This window comes from Flammeovirga pectinis (assembly GCF_003970675.1).
In the GTDB taxonomy this organism is placed as follows: domain Bacteria; phylum Bacteroidota; class Bacteroidia; order Cytophagales; family Flammeovirgaceae; genus Flammeovirga; species Flammeovirga pectinis.
The window spans coordinates 2,274,113-2,290,737 of record NZ_CP034562.1 but is presented as its reverse complement, the minus strand read 5'-3'; the positions used below and the strand labels follow the sequence as shown (position 1 = coordinate 2,290,737).

The following is a 16,625-nucleotide window of genomic DNA, read 5'->3' as shown; positions in this document are numbered from 1 at the left end:
CTGTTATGATTATCAAAGAAGTAACCTTTAATTCACCTGAGCACAAATTGGCGGTTAATTTACGTAGCGATGTTTTACGTAAACCCCTTGGCTTAGAATTTTCAGAAGAAGAATTGTCAGAAGAGTTTGATAGCTATCATTTAGTAGCTATGAATGATTCTGATGAGGTTGTTGCTTGCCTAGTATTAAAACCAATTTCTCCTCAGGAAATTAAAATGAGACAAGTTGCCGTGAGGGATGATCAGAGAGGTAAAGGTTTGGGCTCTTTGATGGTTCAGTTTAGCGAAATTTTTGCATTTGATAATGGATTTGAAACAATGACATTACATGCAAGAGAAGTAGCGGAGAAATTCTATAATAAATTAAACTACGAAAAAGTAGGTGATTTATTTGAAGAAGTAGGTATCCCTCATTATAAATTCAAAAAGAAATTAGTCTAGAACTCTAGCGATTAACTATCGCAAAAAATATAAAACTATGAGCTTACAAATGAATGTTCCAGCTGTCGGTGAATCTATCACTGAAGTAACTGTCGCAAGATGGTTAAAGGAAGATGGAGAAGCAGTTGAATTAGATGATGTGCTTTGTGAACTTGAATCTGACAAAGCTACTTTCGAGTTAGTTGCTGAAAGTGACGGGATATTAAAAATATCTCCAGAAGCACAAGAAGATGCAGTATTAGAAATTGGTGCATTGCTTTGTACAATTGAAGAAGGTGAGGGAGCTCCTAAGAAAGCAGCTTCTTCTACAGTAGCAGAACCAACGGTATCTGCTCCCTCAGAAAGTCCAAAAGCAACTGGTCAAGTTCTTGAAATGGTTGTTCCTACAGTAGGTGAATCTATCACTGAGGTAACAATTGCATCTTGGGCAAAAGAAGATGGAGATTTTGTTGAGTTAGATGATCTACTTTGCGAAATTGAATCTGATAAAGCTACATTTGAATTGACAGCTGAAGAGTCTGGTATCTTAAGAATCATTGCTCAAGAAGATGAGACTTTAGAAATCGGTGCTCCAATTTGTAAAATTGAAGTAATGGAAGGTGGTGCGCCTCAAGCTGCTGCTACTCCTGCAGTAGAAGCAACAAGTGCAGCCTCAACTTCATCAGACAAAACTTATGCAACTGGACATGCGTCTCCAGCGGCAGCTAAAATATTAGCAGAAAAAGGTATTGATGTTGCTACTGTAAAAGGTACTGGCGTTGATGGGCGTATTACAAAAGAAGATGCAGAAAAAGCACAAAAAGTAGCAGCTCCTGCACCATCAAAAGCTAAGAAAGAAACGGCAGCTCCTTCTGCTCCGGCTCCTGTTGCAGGTGAAAGAGCTCAACGAAGAGAGAAAATGACGGCTTTACGTAAGACTGTTGCTCGTCGTTTAGTTTCTGTGAAGAATGAAACAGCTATGTTAACTACCTTTAACGAGGTAGATATGAAGCCAGTAATGGACCTTCGTAAGAAATACAAAGAAATGTTTAAAGACAAGCATGAAATTGGATTAGGTTTCATGTCATTCTTTACAAAAGCAGTAACTGTAGCATTACAAGAGTGGCCTGCAGTAAATGCATTTATTGATGGAAATCAATTAGTATATAATGATTATGCTGATATTTCTATTGCTGTGTCTGCACCTAAAGGGTTAGTTGTTCCTGTAATCAGAAATGCTGAATCTTTAAGCTTAGCAGCAATCGAGAAAGAAGTGAGAAGATTAGCACTTAAAGCTCGTGATAACAAACTGACTATTCCAGAAATGGAAGGAGGTACATTTACTATTACAAATGGTGGTGTATTTGGATCGATGTTGTCAACACCAATTATTAATGCTCCACAATCGGCTATCTTAGGTATGCATAATATCGTAGAACGTCCAGTAGCTATTAATGGTGAGGTTCATATTCGTCCAATCATGTATGTTGCTCTTTCTTATGATCACCGTATTATTGATGGTCGTGAATCAGTAAGTTTCTTGAAACGAGTGAAAGAACTTCTTGAAGATCCAATCAGATTATTATTAGACGTTTAATCGTTTAAAATTAATCTCTTTATATAAACAAACAAATTAAAGGGATGTTGGAGGGTTAAATTTTCAACATTCCTTTTTCCATAAAAAACCCTTTTTAAGGATAATTATGACTTACGATTTAACAGTAATTGGTTCAGGTCCTGGTGGATATATAGCAGCAATTCGTGCTTCTCAACTTGGAATGAAAGTAGCCTTAATCGAAAAATATTCAACACTAGGTGGTACATGTTTAAATGTTGGATGTATTCCTTCAAAAGCATTACTTGATTCTTCGGAATTATACCATCAAGCAATACACCGTTTTGCAGATCATGGTTTAGAGGTAGAAACTCCTAAGATTGATTTTGGTAAAATGATTGGTAGAAAAGGCGAGGTAGTTAAGCAGACTACAGATGGTATTGCCTTTTTAATGAAAAAAAATAAAATTGACGTTCTTGAAGGTTTTGGTTCTTTTGTAGATAAAAATACAATCAAAATTGAAGGAAAAGAATCAAAAATTATTAATTCTAAAAAAGTAATAATTGCTACAGGTTCTAAGCCAGTAATGTTGCCTTTTATAGAGTTTGATAAGAAAAGAGTTATTACTTCTACTGAAGCTTTAGAACTTAAAGAAATTCCTAAACATCTTATCGTAATTGGTGGCGGTGTAATTGGGTTAGAATTAGGTTCTGTATATGCTCGTTTAGGCGCTGAAGTTACAGTAGTAGAATACGCAGATGCTTTAATTCCTACAATGGATGTTTCTTTAGGAAAAGAAATGCAGAAAGTACTTAAGAAAGAAGGTTTTAAGTTTAACTTAAAAACTAAAGTAGAATCTGTTAAAGTTGAAGGCGAAGAAGTTGTTGTAAAAGCAACGGATAAAAAAGGAAAAGAAATTGAAATTAAAGGGGATTACTGTTTAGTTTCAATTGGTCGTCGTCCATATACTGATAAGCTTAATTTTGAAGCTATTGGTGGTAAAATGGATGAAAGAGGACGTATAGATGTAAATGATCATTTAGAAACTTCTGTAGAAGGCGTTTACGCAATTGGTGATGTTGTTAAAGGAGCAATGTTAGCACATAAGGCAGAAGAAGAAGGTGTTTATGTAGCAGAACACATGAATGGACAAAAACCACATATCAATTATAAATTGATTCCTGGTGTTGTTTATACATGGCCAGAAGTTGCATCTGTTGGTTATACTGAACAAGAACTTAAAGAATCTAAGAGAGCATATAAAGCGGGTTCTTTCCCATTTAGAGCATCTGGAAGAGCAAGAGCATCTATGGATATTGATGGCTTAGTAAAAGTACTTGCAGATAAAGAAACAGATGAGATTTTAGGTATGCATATTATTGGGCCACGTGCTGCTGATATGATATCTGAAGGAGTTGTAGCGATGGAATTTAGAGCTTCTGCTGAAGATATATCTAGAATGTCTCACGCACATCCAACGTATTCTGAAGCTATCAAAGAAGCATGCTTGGCAGCTACAGATGATAGAGCATTGAATATGTAATATCTATTTGATAAAATAATAAGAAGGTGTTTTGAAAGGTAAAACTTTTGAAACACCTTTTTTATTGTCCCATATATTTAACCAGGCATAAAAAAACCATCTAATTATAAATTAGATGGCTTTTTTATCAAATATAAAATTTGACTATTCAGCATCAGCAGGTGCCGGAGCAGTTTCTGCTGGAGTTTCTTGTGCTGGTAGAGTTGTAGGGGCAGGCATTTCTTGAGCACTTTCGATACTCGAAGAAGTTTGAACATTAGCAGCCTTGTCATTAGGAATAAAAACGTTTACTCCAATTGAAAGTACGGCTAATGAAATAATCAAGATCCATGTCGCGTTTTCAATCCATGAAGATGCTCTTCTTGCACCCATCATTGAACTACTTGCAGCGCCCATGTCACCTGTAAGACCACCACCTTTTGAATCCTGAGCCAATACTACTAAAATTAGTAGAACAGCGATTATAATAATCAGGATTATAAAAAAGTACATCATCGTATTAAAATATTATGCTTGTTAAATCAATTCTGTTTCAAGAATTCAATCCGTTCTGCAAAGAAACTAGCTTTATTTGGATTTTTCAAGATAAGATGTTGATAAATTGATATCGCCTCCTCTTTTTTACCTTGTTTTTCCAATAATTTAGCAAAACTCTCTGTTTGCGGAGAAGAAAAAGGCTGTGTTGAGCTTTCAGAAAGGTCAATTGTACTCTTTTCTTCGTTAGAATTATTTTTTGTTTGAGATGGAATGCCTGGAGAGTCCGAAATAAACTTGTCAATTATCTCTTTTTGATGGGAGGTAGTTTGAGAAGTATTTGGAGCAAATTGATTGAAATCGATAATATTTAAATCATCCATTTTTTCAGTGCTCTTGATATAATCGCTCTCGTTAGTGGTTTCATCTGCCAATTCAATATTATAAATTGGGAATTCTCCATCAATAGGATTGAGTTCTAGGTTTTCCTTGTCGCCAAAAGCTAAAATATCGGTATCGATATCTTCTTCTTTTGATAGCTCATCTAAAATATCCTCTTCGGGCTTATTTTTAGTCTCTAAAAAGCCTTTGAAACGATTTAACATTTCATCAGAGCTCATTAGATCACTTTCACTTTTACTATCGTTAGAAGGCGTAGAAATTGAATGATTTATTTCTAAGTTTTCACTTTCTGTGCTTTTCTCTTCTATAGTATTTGTAGTTTCTTCTTCTAAGTCGATACCTTGAGAAATTTTGGCTAATTCAGCTAGAATTTCATCAGCAATACTTGTAGAAACTACAGATTCTTCTTCGACTGGATTATTACTGCTTTCTTCTAAATCGTGAAGTATTTTCTCTTCTAAATCAGAATTATCTATAATAGTCGTATTTATCTCTTCAAGATGAGAAGTTTCTTCAACAAGAGCTTCAGTCTGCACTTCTTCTTCTATAATCTCATCTTCAACTATTGGAACTTCTTTAATTACATCATTAGACAATAAATCAATAGTTTCTAAATCATTTTCTTCAAAATCTATTTCAGATGTTGTAGGTAGATTTACATTACTATCAAAAGTAGTGTTTAAAAAAGTTTGCAAAGAAGGTCTATGTGAAACATAAGCAGCAGCACTTTTTACGTATTCATCCTCGCCATCGTTGGCTTTTGCAAGTAAAACTCTTAGCGCTGAAAAATATGGATATTTTTCAATTGCTTTTTGTATCTCTTCAGTATCTTTTTCAGACACATTTGAAGGATTCCGTAACCAAGTGTTGATGTGTATATTCACTTTAGTAGTAAGATCGAAGTAATAGGGGATAAGTCATACATTTGGATAAGAAATTAAGAATTATAATTTCTATATCCAAATATAATGGTTTTCTTTTACCAATCAGCTAAAGCTTCTTGGAATGTGTCAGTTATTATTTGATCAAAGATAACTTCAATTGCTTGAGATTCCACATCTTGAACATTTTGACTACCTGGGAAATCATAGAAAAATGAAAAACCTTTGTCAAAACTTTTCTCATCATCAAAATTATTTATAAAGTTCGTTTTTACTGTGATTGTAAGACGCTGTTGTTCTGTTTGTTGTTGTTCACCTCCGCCAGGAGAAATTGGAGTGACTCTATAGCCAGTAACAGCTCCACTAAATTCAATGTCACCTTTTAAACCTTGAGGTGCGGCAGTTAAACTTGTATTTCTAAGAATGTACTGCGTAAGTTCATCTGTAAATGTAAAAGCCATTGTTGATGGACCATCTGAAGCTTCATTTGTATAGGGCTCTACAGAAAATGTTTTAATATTAGGGTCAATATTAACACCCGAAAATGTAAAACGTACTCCTGTACAGGCTGAAAGTAGAAGTAGAGGTAACACAATAAGTTTTGTTACCCAACTATTAATATTATTCATCAAGTTCGTATTGTTTAATTTTTCGATATAAAGTGCGTTCCGAGATACCAAGATCTTGAGCTGCATACTTTCTTTTATTATTATTTTTCTGTAAAGCCTTAATAATTAATTCTTTCTCTTTCTTCTCAATAGATAAAGATTCTTCCTCAGGTTTTACTTCAACTACTTTATCTAAATCGTAGGTGTTGTTACCGTAATTATCAGTGTCCTTATTAGTGATAATAACAGGGTTGTCATTATTTATAGAAGGCTCTGCTGGTGAATCAAAATTATAACTTGTTGGTTGCTGAGAAGGGCGTACAGTAATAGCTGTTTCTGTAGAAGTTGGAATATCATCCATAACACTACTAAAAAGCTTCGAATTTTCTGCTAAAACAGTGCTTGCATTTTTCTTCCCTTGTGCTAATTGAATAACAATTTTCTTGAGGTCGTTCATATCCTGACGCATATCAAAAAGAACTTTATAAAGTAAGTCTCTTTCGTTTAATGACTTGTCGTCGTTATCCATCACTAACAATTGATTGTTAACTTGGGGTAAGTAACGTTTCATTGTGTCGCCAGTTACTAATCTATCTAGTTCTAAAGCAGACATCTGTTCAGCTAGATTTTTTAATTGACGAATGTTACCTGGGAATGCAAAATTTACGAGTATCTGTTTTGCCTCTGGAGTAAGTGCCAAAGGTTTTACATGATATTGTTCTGCAAAATCTGTAGCAAATTTTCTAAATAATAATTCGATATCATTACCTCTTTCTCTTAAAGGAGGTACATTAATCGGTACAGTATTTAAGCGGTAATAAAGATCTTCTCTGAACTTACCTTTTTGTACATTTTTTAAAAGATTGACATTTGTTGCAGCAACAACACGTACATCGGTTTTTAAAACCTTAGAGGAACCAACTCTTATAAATTCTTTATTTTCTAAAACTCTTAATAAACGAGCTTGGGTTTCAATTGGCATTTCACCAATTTCATCTAAGAAAATAGTACCTCCGTCAGTTACTTCAAAATAGCCTTTTCTTGCTTCATTTGCTCCTGTAAATGATCCTTTTTCATGACCAAATAATTCGGAATCTATTGTGCCTTCTGGTATTGCACCACAGTTAATAGCAATAAATTTTCCGTGTTTACGAGAGCTAAGTTGATGTATAATTTTAGAAAATGATTCTTTTCCAGAGCCACTTTCTCCTGTTATCATTACAGTAAGGTCGGTTGCAGCTACTTGGATAGCTACTTGTATTGCATGATTTAAACTAGGAGCATTACCTATTATTCCAAATCGCTGCTTGATTGATAAAATTTCTCTGTTTTCCATAAAGGGAAAGAACTGATTTGATCATATGACTATTTGTCATGACAAAATTACAAAAATATAAGTAAATCGAAAAAATAACTCAAAGTCTTTTTTTGATATTTTCTTTTATTCAATACTTCGGTAAAATAATATATTTTTCAAGCAGCAATTTGACCTAATTTTCGAATCATCTCAAATTGCTGTTTATTTTTTTCAACATCTACATCAATTCGAAATACACTAAAAATCTTTTTTAGTATTAACTCATTGAAATAGAGTGTTTTTATGTTAGCCATTGAAAAGGGTCCTCTTTCCTTTTTTTCTTGATTGATCCAATGAAAAGCCTTAGCAATTGAGACAGAAGTAAGTGCCATATTAGTATGAAAATGAATTTTATTTTTACTTATTCCTTGACAACCTGTAAGACTTGTATGCTGTTTTGCATCTCGAAAAAGAAATTCTATGTGAAAACGTAATCTGTAATAATTGAAAATTTGGAAGGCCTCTTGATTTAGATCTGTTGAAAAGAATATTTTTTGCTTGAGCTTTTGATTTTTAAATTGAACAAGTGCAATCATTACTTCTCTTTTTAAAGCAACGCTATAAATTTTTGCAGAGTACAAATAATATAAGTCTGTATCATCTTCTAACTGAAAAATATCGAGATCAATATTTTTCCAGTCTACTTTTCCGTTGAATTTTTTAGGTCTACCGCGTTTTCCTGTTTTTGGTCCTTCAAATAAATACCTTGCATTCATATCACCTCTAAATCGACTAAGTACAGTAAAGCCAGCCTCATCTAATGGTCGAACAAACTTTTCTTTTGCAAAATAAGCATCAGCTACAACATACTTAGAATGCGTCAATAATTGCTCTTTATGTGTAAGCAAAGTGGATGCATAATGGTCAACTAAACTCATGCCTTTCTCCTTTAATTCTGTAATTGAAGGCGTTTGGATTGCATCATAATGAAAGGCATTACGACTTTCTACATCAACAATTCCAATACCTGATAAATCCAATCCTTTTTGAGCTTTACCAGCACATCCGGACCAATATTTCCCTAAACCATAGGTTTTCTTACCACTTTTACTGAGGTAAACAGGATCGAAAGCTATTATTTTTTCATCACCACAATGTTCATTGATCAAATGATGATTAAATTCTGAAAAAGAAAAACCTGATTCGAAATTATTTCGGTAAGTTTTTTCACTATATGAACCATACCTTGATAACTGAAGAAAATTAATTTTCCCCTTGATACTCAAGAAGAGTATAAAACATTCTGTTAAAAAGTTGACTTTACTTTTTCTTAAGTCAGACATTTTTGATAATATTGGTCCTATGAAAGCTCTGCTTTCCATAATTAGCTGTTTTTTGTTGGTAGGACTTCAAAAATACAGCTTTTTATGTTTTATAGGGATTTTGAAAAAATTACCGAAGTATTGTTTATTAAGAAGGAACTTAAAAAAATACAATAAAATTAAATAATGACTTTTCTTATCAATCGGTTTCAAGAATAGGGATTATTTTTGTGAAGTTAATGCTGTATATCTAATTATAATTATCTGTTCAAATTATGTCAAACCAAGTGAAATCTATTAAGTTATTAGTAGGACTTTGCCTTAATAAAAACATGTCTTTTCAAAATATCTCAAGGCTTTTGGGAATTCCTGTGTCCTCTTATGATATCAATTCTATAGTGGAAAGATATTCGGAAGAGGGCTATTTAAGTGATATTAAAATAAGCCCTAAAGGCACTTTCGCTAACTTAACTTCTAGCGGAATAGAATATACATCTGATATTATTCAGAATAAAAATGTTAATGTAGTCTATTAGTACAAATAAGCCACAATAAGAAAGGGTTGTTCATTGCAGAAATGAATAACCCTTTTAGTATTATCTACAGTTTCTTCTTACCTGATACAAAGCTTCTGGATTACCTTGCTTAGCGGATAACTTCCAATAAATACATGCTTTACCATTATTCTGCTTGCTAAGAAAATAGTGCCATCCAAGATGATAATTAGCAATCGCTTTAGTAGTAGGCTCATCTACTGCTAGAAGTAAATATTCTTCAGATAAATTATATTGTCTGTCATTCTGAAGAGCAATTCCACACCTTAAAATAGATTGTGTTTTGTAATTTTCATTACCCATGCTTATCTCAAAGCACCTGGCTGCTGCATCATAATCATGCGATAACTCATTAAGTGTTCTTCCAAGCCAATAATTTACAGGAGTATTTTTTTTATCCTTAGATAATACTTTTTCAAAAGTAGCTATAGCTTTTGTCTTATTTTTTAAATTGAAATAAGCACGCCCTAAATAATAATTAATATCGTTATCAAAAGTTGAAATTTGATCGTTATTTAATTCATTTTTTAAAGCTAAAAGCTCATTAATTCCAGTTTTTTCTTTTTTATCCACAATTAATAAGGCAGAGAAAATGATTTTACTTTCAGTGAAAGCATCATATTCAGAAAGTAATTGTGCATCGCTTAAAGCTTTATTTGTATTTAAAACTTCAAGGTTTGTTTTGGCATTAGCGTACGCTTCTGCCGCCAGTTTGCTCTGGCGATTTACGAAAAAAGAGACAACCCCAATCATAATGGCAACATAACCAGCTACCATTGCCGGAATGTATTTCTTTCTATTTTTCTTATTTGATTTTTTTTCCTCTTGAACACTCTCTTTGTATTCCTCTCTTTTTGCTTGAAAGCGATCGCTTCTGCGGTTCTCTTCTCTTGCTGCTCTTGGAGGCGGGGGACTAGGTGTAGTTTGGGTAGTGTTATAAAAGTTTGTTGAAGAAAATATACTCCCTTGATCATAATGAAACTTCTTACTATCATCAGATAGTGTATTGTAAGCCTCATTGATTAGTTTAAATTTATCTTCATTTAAAGGGTCATTTCCTGCTACATCAGGATGGTATTTTTTTGCTAGGGATAAATAAGCTTTTTTAATCTGACGCTTGTCAGCTTGCTTATTAACTCCTAAAATGTTATAAAAATCGCTCATACTTAAAAGTTTAACCTATGATAACCAAGTAGTACCATGTAGCTTTTGTAAATGGATGCATTGATACATCCTCTTATTAATTAGATTATTATAGATCGCCAAAACTACTATTTTTTGATGATAAATGTTGATCGTTCAACAAATTATTTAATTATCTAAGGTTTTATTAGGTAAAGAATAGAATTAAGGTGTAGAATTTGCTTCCACACCTTACTGTTTTATCGATTTAATAGGAAACTGAAATCATCGTTAGGAGTAAGTTCATAAGGTTCTTTTCCTTGTATAAATACCCTAGCGGATAGTTCTCCTCCAAGAACAATAGTATTTTCTTTCACACTAAGCCAAGATCCTTCTCTTAACCCAATAACAATTTGAGGGTTATATGTGTGGAATTCTTTAATTCTTGTTTCTCTCGTTTCTCCCATATGCTTAGAATTTGGATCTGGATCTAAGTAATGAGGGTTTAAGTTAAAAGGAACTAACGCTAATGCATTAAGTGATTTTGGGTGGGCAATAGGCATGTCATTAGTGGTATTAATTGTTAACCCAGTAATGTTAGAACCTGCACTTGTTCCCATATATCTCATACCAATCTTAACTCTAGATTGAATTGTTTCTATTAGATCTAACTTTTGTAACTGATCTAATAAAACAAACGTATTTCCTCCGCCTGTAAATACTCCTTTTGCTGATAAAAGAGCATTTTTAGGATTGTCAAATTCGTGTAAGCCTCTCATTTTAAAGCCTAACTCATTGAATTTCTTTTTTGCTATTGCAGTATATTCACTATGAGTAATTCCTCCAGGTCTAGCATAAGGGATAAAGAGAACTTCATCAACACCCATAAAGAATTCTTTGATTGTATCTTCGCAGTAACCTAAATAGCCATTTCCATGGACAGTAGAGGTACTGACAATTAATAAATTTCTGTTATTCATGATAATGGGGTAGGTTTAGGCTGTTACAAAAAATCTCTTTAACCAAGATTGATCAGCTTCGATAATCCATCTTTTTTTATAATCACCTAGTGACTGGATAGTGTTATCAAATATTTTAGTAGTATTTGTGATTGTTTCATTAGCAATCATAGCTTTTGCTTCTGACAGTTTAAATGTTGAAACTTTATCATTTACTAAATAGGCTACATTTGTTCTTTCAAAAAGAGATACGTTAAGCAGCTCTTCAATTTGCTTAACAACTCCTACGCATTTATCAATTGAACAACCAGATGCACTATGTGCGTTTTCATCAACAGTAATAATTATAAATTGATTAAACTGTATATCAAAACTTGCATTTAAATCACTACCATGAGCGTTCCAAGATTCTATAAAAGGAAGAAGAGTTTGTTTTATAAGGTCAACTTCTTGGTCGCTAAAAGCACGATTTGATTGATATATCCAAATTTTAGAATCGTCTGAAAGTGAATTTATTGACTTGTACATATTGTATTATTTTAATTTTTTGCAATATACTACGTTAGAATGAAGAATAGTAGGAAGGAGATTAACTTTTTCTTTTGATGTACAACAGTAGAGGGTTTTCATAAAAAAAGGACACCATTTAGGTGCCCTCTTAAATAATTTGAATTGGTAGAATTATAATCCTTTTGAAGTTGCAACAAGCTCTGCTATATCCATTACTTGAACATCTTTCTCTTTTTCTTTGTTTTTGATGCCATCACCAATCATTGTCATACAGAACGGGCACCCGACTGCAACAACTTCTGCTCCTGTCTGAATAGCTTCTTCTGTACGCTCAATATTTATATCTTTGTTGCCTTTTTCTGGTTCCTTAAACATTTGAGCACCTCCAGCACCACAGCATAAGCCATTTGTTTTGCAACGTTTCATTTCCACTAAATCAGCATCTAAAGCTTCTAAAACACTTCTAGGTGCTTCATAAACATCATTTGCTCTGCCTAAATAGCAAGAATCGTGGAAAGTGACTTTTTTTCCTTTAAATGCTTCTCCACCAGCTACAGTTAATCGTCCCTCATTAATAAGGCTCTGTAAAAATTGAGAATGATGCATTACATCGTAATTACCTCCTAGAGCAGGGTATTCATTTTTAATGGTGTTAAAACAGTGAGGGCAGGCTGTTACAATTTTTTTTATTTCATAAGCATTTAATACTTCTATATTTTGCATTGCCTGCATTTGAAACAAAAATTCATTTCCTGCTCTTCTTGCGGGGTCACCTGTACAACTCTCTTCAGGTCCTAAAACTGCAAAATTTACATTTACTTCATTTAGAATCTTTACGAAAGCTGTTATTACTCTTTTATATCTATCATCATATGAACCAGCACAGCCTACCCAAAATAAAACTTCGGGATGTTTCCCTTGTTCTACCATTTCGGCCATTGTTGGTACTTTAAGAAAATTAGTATCTGCCATATTAAAAGTGTTGTCTTTAGTAAAATTTTAGGTTAAGCGTTTTCTTTATCTGTCTCAGTTTTTTTAATCTCTTGTGTTCTGAGTTCTTCACCCCATTTAAAGCGATCACTTGCAGAGAAAGCCCATGGTGCTTGATTGTTTTCAATGTTATTAAAAACCATATTCCACTCTTGTGGAGTAGAAGATTCTTCCATTGCAACGTAACGTCTCATGTCTAAAATAATTCCAAGTGGATCTATGTTTATAGGACAAGCTTCTGTACAAGCATTACAAGACGTACATGCCATTAATTCTTCTTTAGTGATAAAGTCACCATAAAGGCTCTTGCCATCGTCTTGGAATGTACCGCCATTGGAATCTATATTTTTACCAATTTCTTCGGCTCTATCTCTAACGTCCATCATTACTTTACGAGGAGATAGTTTTTTGCCTGTAATATTGGCAGGGCATTGTGAAGTACAACGACCACATTCTGTACAAGAATATGCGTTCATTACATTTCTCCATGTCAAATCTTGAACATCTTTTGCTCCAAAAGTTGGCATCTCGTCAGAATCTCCAGCTTCAGTTGTTTCAACTGGCATTCCTAACATAATTTTCACCTCATTGGTAACGGATTCCATATTTGTCATTTCACCCTTTGGTTCCATTTTAGCAAAATACGTATTCGGGAAGGCAAGGAAAATATGTAAATGTTTTGAATAAGTGATATATACAGAAAATGCAAAAATGCCTACTATGTGTATCCACCATGCACTTCTTTCAATAGCTACTAAAGTTGTTTCAGAAAGTCCGCTAAAAATTGGAACTAAGAACTGGCTAACTGCAAATGTACCTACTACAGGGTAATGTGAATTCCCCATCGTTTGAAGAACTGCATCTGTAGCATTCATAGAAAAAAGCATAGTCATTAAAATGATTTCTGCATAAAGAATAATATTTGCATCTCTATATGGCCATCCCTTCATTTCTGCCATATGAAAACGTGGCAAACGTAAAGCATTCCTTCTAATAAGAAAAATGAAACAAGAAACTGTAACTAGCAATGCCATTATTTCAAAAAAGCTTGCTAAAAAATGATAAACTCCTGAAGGAATAACGGCAGAAAAAATTCTGTGTTGTCCTGTTAAACCATCGATTACAATTTCTAATACTTCAATATTAATTAATAAAAACCCTGCATAAACTGCAAAGTGCATTAATCCAACAACCGGTCTGTCAAACATTTTTTGTTGACCGAAAGCAAGACGGAACATATTAGCAAATCTCTTATTGGAATCGCCTTTGATTTCTAGGGCTTTTCCTAGATTAATGTTTCTGTAAATGAATCTAGCTCTCTTGGTTACCAAATAACCTGTTAAACCGATTGCGGCTACAAATAATAGTTGTTGCACAATCTGTATCATAGTGTTTAAAAAGTTTCTGTGTGTGTTTATTGATCTGTTATTACTTAACTCCACATATATCAAATTTGTTATGCTTGCAGAGTATTTTATGCTAATAAAGTAGATTAAAAGCGGATTTACAAATATTTATTCTACTTGATTAGCATTTAATTTAATTGATATTAATGAGTAAATTTAGTTTTAGTCTAAAAATAGCGTCTTTATCACACTTATTTTGAATGATTCTAAATATGAATATTCATTCATTAAATATTAAGTAATTAAAATCTATACCCTAATTGCATATTAAATCTTCCTCGGAAACTACCTCTGTATTCTTCTGATAATACACTTTGTATACCATAACTACACCTGATAATCCATTTACTGTAAGGAAATCTATAGCCTACACCAATTGCAGTATTTAAGGATGTTAGAGTGATTTTTTTTTGTAGTATTACTATGTTCTAATAGTAATACTTGATTTCTGATGGAATTATGTGCAATCAAAAGATCAAGGTCTAGAAAAAACCTTTTCTGTGTCTTGAAGTTTAAACCAATCTGAGAAGAAAAAAATAACATATTTACCTCTTTTAAGAGTGCCAATACTTTCCTTCGGAAATCAAAAAGATGAATTTAGATTTTAGTGATATATGTAACCTATTTTTATTTGCTTAAATTAGAGGACTTTCAAATTTCAACTATCTAACATGAAGAATATTTTAATAAGATTTCAATTTATATATTTATTGATTTTGATTACTAACTCATCTTATGGACAGCCTCCAAAATGGGAAGTAATAACAGAGAAAGACTATAATTCTAGAGAGCTACACTATTCTGATTATGTATATGATCCAAATGTTAGAACAGTACAACTATATGCAAATGGAGGATCTAGAACAATTCCTCAATTAAACACCCCAGTAGTTAGTTTAGACAGGCAATTCCCCTTAACATTGGAATTTGATATTTTTGGAGATGATGCAGATTATTTTGAAGCAACTTTAGTGCATTGTAATAGAGACTGGACTCCCTCAGAAATACAATCAATTGAGTTTATGAAAGAATTTAACTCTTTCAAATTAAATACATTTGACTTTTCAATGAATACAAGAGTGCCTTATGTTCATTTTAAATTTACGTTACCAAGAGTAAAACTATCAGGCAACTATTTATTAAAAGTTTATAGAGAAGGGAACGAAGGTGATTTAATACTAACGAAACGGTTTATTGTATACGAAGGAAAAGCTACCGTGATGCCTAAAGTAGTTGATATGAAGGGAAGTAATCGTAGATATATGCAACAAATTGATTTTACGGTTAATTATGGAAACTTGACAGTTGTTAATGCTAAAAGAGATTTTTCTGTAAATATTTTACAAAATGGACGATGGGATAATGCTACTGTAGGGTTATTACCTAGGTTTATAAAAGGGCATGAACATATTCTAGATTATTCTTACTATGATGGGGAAAACGCATTTCTTGGTAGTAACGAATTTAGAGTTTTTGAAATAGGAAGTTTGAATGGGGGAGGAACAGAAGTTTCTAGTACAGATAGAATGAAAAACTTCAATAAGGTTAGATTACATAAAGATTTAGTGAGAAATGGGAAATCATTTAATCAACAACAAAAAGATTATAATGGTGGGTATGTGATTGGAGTTTTTGGAAAACCAGATTACTGGATTGAGAGTGATTATATGGAAGTGTTTTTTACGTTACCAATGGAAACGCAAGTTGTAGGTGATGTATACATTTATGGTGCTTTTTCTCAATGGCAACTTAACGAAGAATATAAAATGGTCTATGATAATGCAAAAAAAGCATATGTAGGTTCAGCATTGGTTAAACAAGGACGATATGATTATATGTACACAGTTTTGAACACATCGGCTATGGAAAGAGATGATGTTGCTTTGGAAGGTAGTTTTAATCTGACGAAAAACATGTATGAAATATTTGTCTATTACAGAGGCCCAGGAGATAGGGGAGATAGAATTGTTGGCTATAGAAAAATAAATACAAATAGATAAAAACATTATCTAGAGGCTTAGGAAATACATTTAGTGCTGCTTTTTAGAAATAAATAAAATTATTTTCAATTATAATTCACTGAAAAATAATGTGTTTACATTGGTTAGGATAAAAAAAACACAAAGATACTTGCGTGTTAAACAAAATACCTACACCTTTGCACCGCGTTAAACAAAAATGCTCCTGTTGAAAGGACAATATCGGGATGTAGCATAGTCCGGTTAATGTACCTGGTTTGGGACCAGGGGATCGCAGGTTCGAATCCTGCCATCCCGACTTTAAAGAACTTTTAAAGGATGGTCCGATAGCTCAACTGGATAGAGCAGCTGCCTTCTAAGCAGCAGGTTCCAGGTTCGAGTCCTGGTCGGATCACATTTTTGTTTACGCCTCCTTTATAGGAGGTTCTTATCGGGATGTAGCATAGTCCGGTTAATGTACCTGGTTTGGGACCAGGGGATCGCAGGTTCGAATCCTGCCATCCCGACGATAAAGAACCTTTAAGAGGATGGTCCGATAGCTCAACTGGATAGAGCAGCTGCCTTCTAAGCAGCAGGTTCCAGGTTCGAGTCCTGGTCGGATCAC

15 protein-coding genes and 4 tRNA genes are annotated in these 16,625 nt (G+C 33.3%); 9 read left to right on the top strand and 10 right to left on the bottom strand.

What is annotated here, in order from left to right; all coding sequences use genetic code 11:
• The first annotated feature begins 5 nt into the window (after window positions 1-5).
• The 3 genes from EI427_RS09130 (at window position 6) to lpdA (ending at window position 3,517) form a co-directional block, all read left to right on the top strand.
• Window positions 6-440: a GNAT family N-acetyltransferase gene (locus EI427_RS09130; RefSeq protein WP_126613850.1), complete on the top strand. Its 435-nt coding sequence runs from the start codon at window positions 6-8 to the stop codon at window positions 438-440.
• Between the two features lie 37 nt (window positions 441-477).
• Complete coding sequence (odhB, locus tag EI427_RS09125) at window positions 478-2,016, top strand: 2-oxoglutarate dehydrogenase complex dihydrolipoyllysine-residue succinyltransferase (protein ID WP_126613848.1); 1,539 nt, start codon at window positions 478-480, stop codon at window positions 2,014-2,016.
• Window positions 2,017-2,122: 106 nt separating this feature from the next.
• On the top strand, window positions 2,123-3,517 hold the full coding sequence (gene lpdA / locus EI427_RS09120) for a dihydrolipoyl dehydrogenase (protein WP_126613845.1): 1,395 nt from the start codon (window positions 2,123-2,125) through the stop codon (window positions 3,515-3,517).
• A gap of 144 nt (window positions 3,518-3,661) precedes the next feature.
• On the opposite strand, the gene secG is transcribed toward lpdA, so the two are convergent.
• The 5 genes from secG to EI427_RS09095 all read right to left on the bottom strand — a co-directional run bounded on the left by secG (window position 3,662) and on the right by EI427_RS09095 (window position 8,561).
• Window positions 3,662-4,009 (bottom strand): preprotein translocase subunit SecG, encoded by a 348-nt coding sequence (secG, locus tag EI427_RS09115; RefSeq protein WP_262708879.1) that lies wholly within the window; start codon window positions 4,007-4,009, stop codon window positions 3,662-3,664.
• 29 nt (window positions 4,010-4,038) lie between these two features.
• Window positions 4,039-5,235, bottom strand: coding sequence for a hypothetical protein (locus EI427_RS09110; RefSeq protein WP_170178431.1), 1,197 nt, complete (start codon window positions 5,233-5,235; stop codon window positions 4,039-4,041).
• Between the two features lie 137 nt (window positions 5,236-5,372).
• Window positions 5,373-5,903, bottom strand: coding sequence for an LPS assembly lipoprotein LptE (gene lptE / locus EI427_RS09105; RefSeq protein ID WP_170178430.1), 531 nt, complete (start codon window positions 5,901-5,903; stop codon window positions 5,373-5,375).
• On the bottom strand, window positions 5,896-7,218 hold the full coding sequence (locus EI427_RS09100; RefSeq protein ID WP_126613836.1) for a sigma-54 interaction domain-containing protein: 1,323 nt from the start codon (window positions 7,216-7,218) through the stop codon (window positions 5,896-5,898). Before EI427_RS09100 ends, lptE begins: the two co-directional genes overlap by 8 nt.
• Window positions 7,219-7,355: 137 nt before the next feature.
• Entirely contained in the window at window positions 7,356-8,561 is a 1,206-nt protein-coding gene (locus EI427_RS09095; protein WP_126613266.1) for a transposase, read from the bottom strand.
• Window positions 8,562-8,776: 215 nt separating this feature from the next.
• Here EI427_RS09095 and EI427_RS09090 point away from each other — a divergent pair, with 215 nt between their 5' ends.
• Window positions 8,777-9,037, top strand: a complete 261-nt coding sequence (locus tag EI427_RS09090; protein ID WP_126613834.1) for a hypothetical protein — start codon at window positions 8,777-8,779, stop codon at window positions 9,035-9,037.
• A 60-nt stretch (window positions 9,038-9,097) separates the two neighbouring features.
• Here the strand turns inward: EI427_RS09090 and EI427_RS09085 are convergent, their stop codons facing one another.
• From EI427_RS09085 to EI427_RS09065, 5 genes are all read right to left on the bottom strand, one after another.
• On the bottom strand, window positions 9,098-10,219 hold the full coding sequence (locus tag EI427_RS09085) for a DnaJ domain-containing protein (protein ID WP_126613832.1): 1,122 nt from the start codon (window positions 10,217-10,219) through the stop codon (window positions 9,098-9,100).
• A gap of 218 nt (window positions 10,220-10,437) precedes the next feature.
• On the bottom strand, window positions 10,438-11,157 hold the full coding sequence (gene pepE / locus EI427_RS09080) for a dipeptidase PepE (protein WP_126613830.1): 720 nt from the start codon (window positions 11,155-11,157) through the stop codon (window positions 10,438-10,440).
• A 15-nt stretch (window positions 11,158-11,172) separates the two neighbouring features.
• Entirely contained in the window at window positions 11,173-11,664 is a 492-nt protein-coding gene (locus tag EI427_RS09075) for an ABC transporter ATPase (RefSeq protein WP_126613828.1), read from the bottom strand.
• A 153-nt stretch (window positions 11,665-11,817) separates the two neighbouring features.
• The gene (locus EI427_RS09070; protein WP_126613826.1) at window positions 11,818-12,618 is read right to left on the bottom strand and encodes a (Fe-S)-binding protein; all 801 of its coding nucleotides are present in this window, start codon (window positions 12,616-12,618) and stop codon (window positions 11,818-11,820) included.
• A 32-nt stretch (window positions 12,619-12,650) separates the two neighbouring features.
• Window positions 12,651-14,024 (bottom strand): 4Fe-4S dicluster domain-containing protein, encoded by a 1,374-nt coding sequence (locus tag EI427_RS09065; RefSeq protein WP_394345838.1) that lies wholly within the window; start codon window positions 14,022-14,024, stop codon window positions 12,651-12,653.
• Window positions 14,025-14,713: 689 nt separating this feature from the next.
• On the opposite strand from EI427_RS09065, the gene EI427_RS09060 reads away from it, so the two are divergent.
• The 5 genes from EI427_RS09060 (at window position 14,714) to EI427_RS09040 (ending at window position 16,624) form a co-directional block, all read left to right on the top strand.
• A complete protein-coding gene (locus EI427_RS09060; protein ID WP_126613824.1) occupies window positions 14,714-16,042 on the top strand; it encodes a type IX secretion system plug protein in 1,329 nt (442 codons plus the stop codon).
• 202 nt (window positions 16,043-16,244) lie between these two features.
• Window positions 16,245-16,319, top strand: a tRNA-Pro gene (locus tag EI427_RS09055).
• Window positions 16,320-16,341: 22 nt separating this feature from the next.
• Window positions 16,342-16,415: transfer RNA gene (locus EI427_RS09050), tRNA-Arg, on the top strand.
• Window positions 16,416-16,452: 37 nt separating this feature from the next.
• Window positions 16,453-16,527: transfer RNA gene (locus tag EI427_RS09045), tRNA-Pro, on the top strand.
• Window positions 16,528-16,550: 23 nt separating this feature from the next.
• Window positions 16,551-16,624 (top strand) — tRNA-Arg (locus EI427_RS09040).
• Window position 16,625 lies beyond the last annotated feature (1 nt).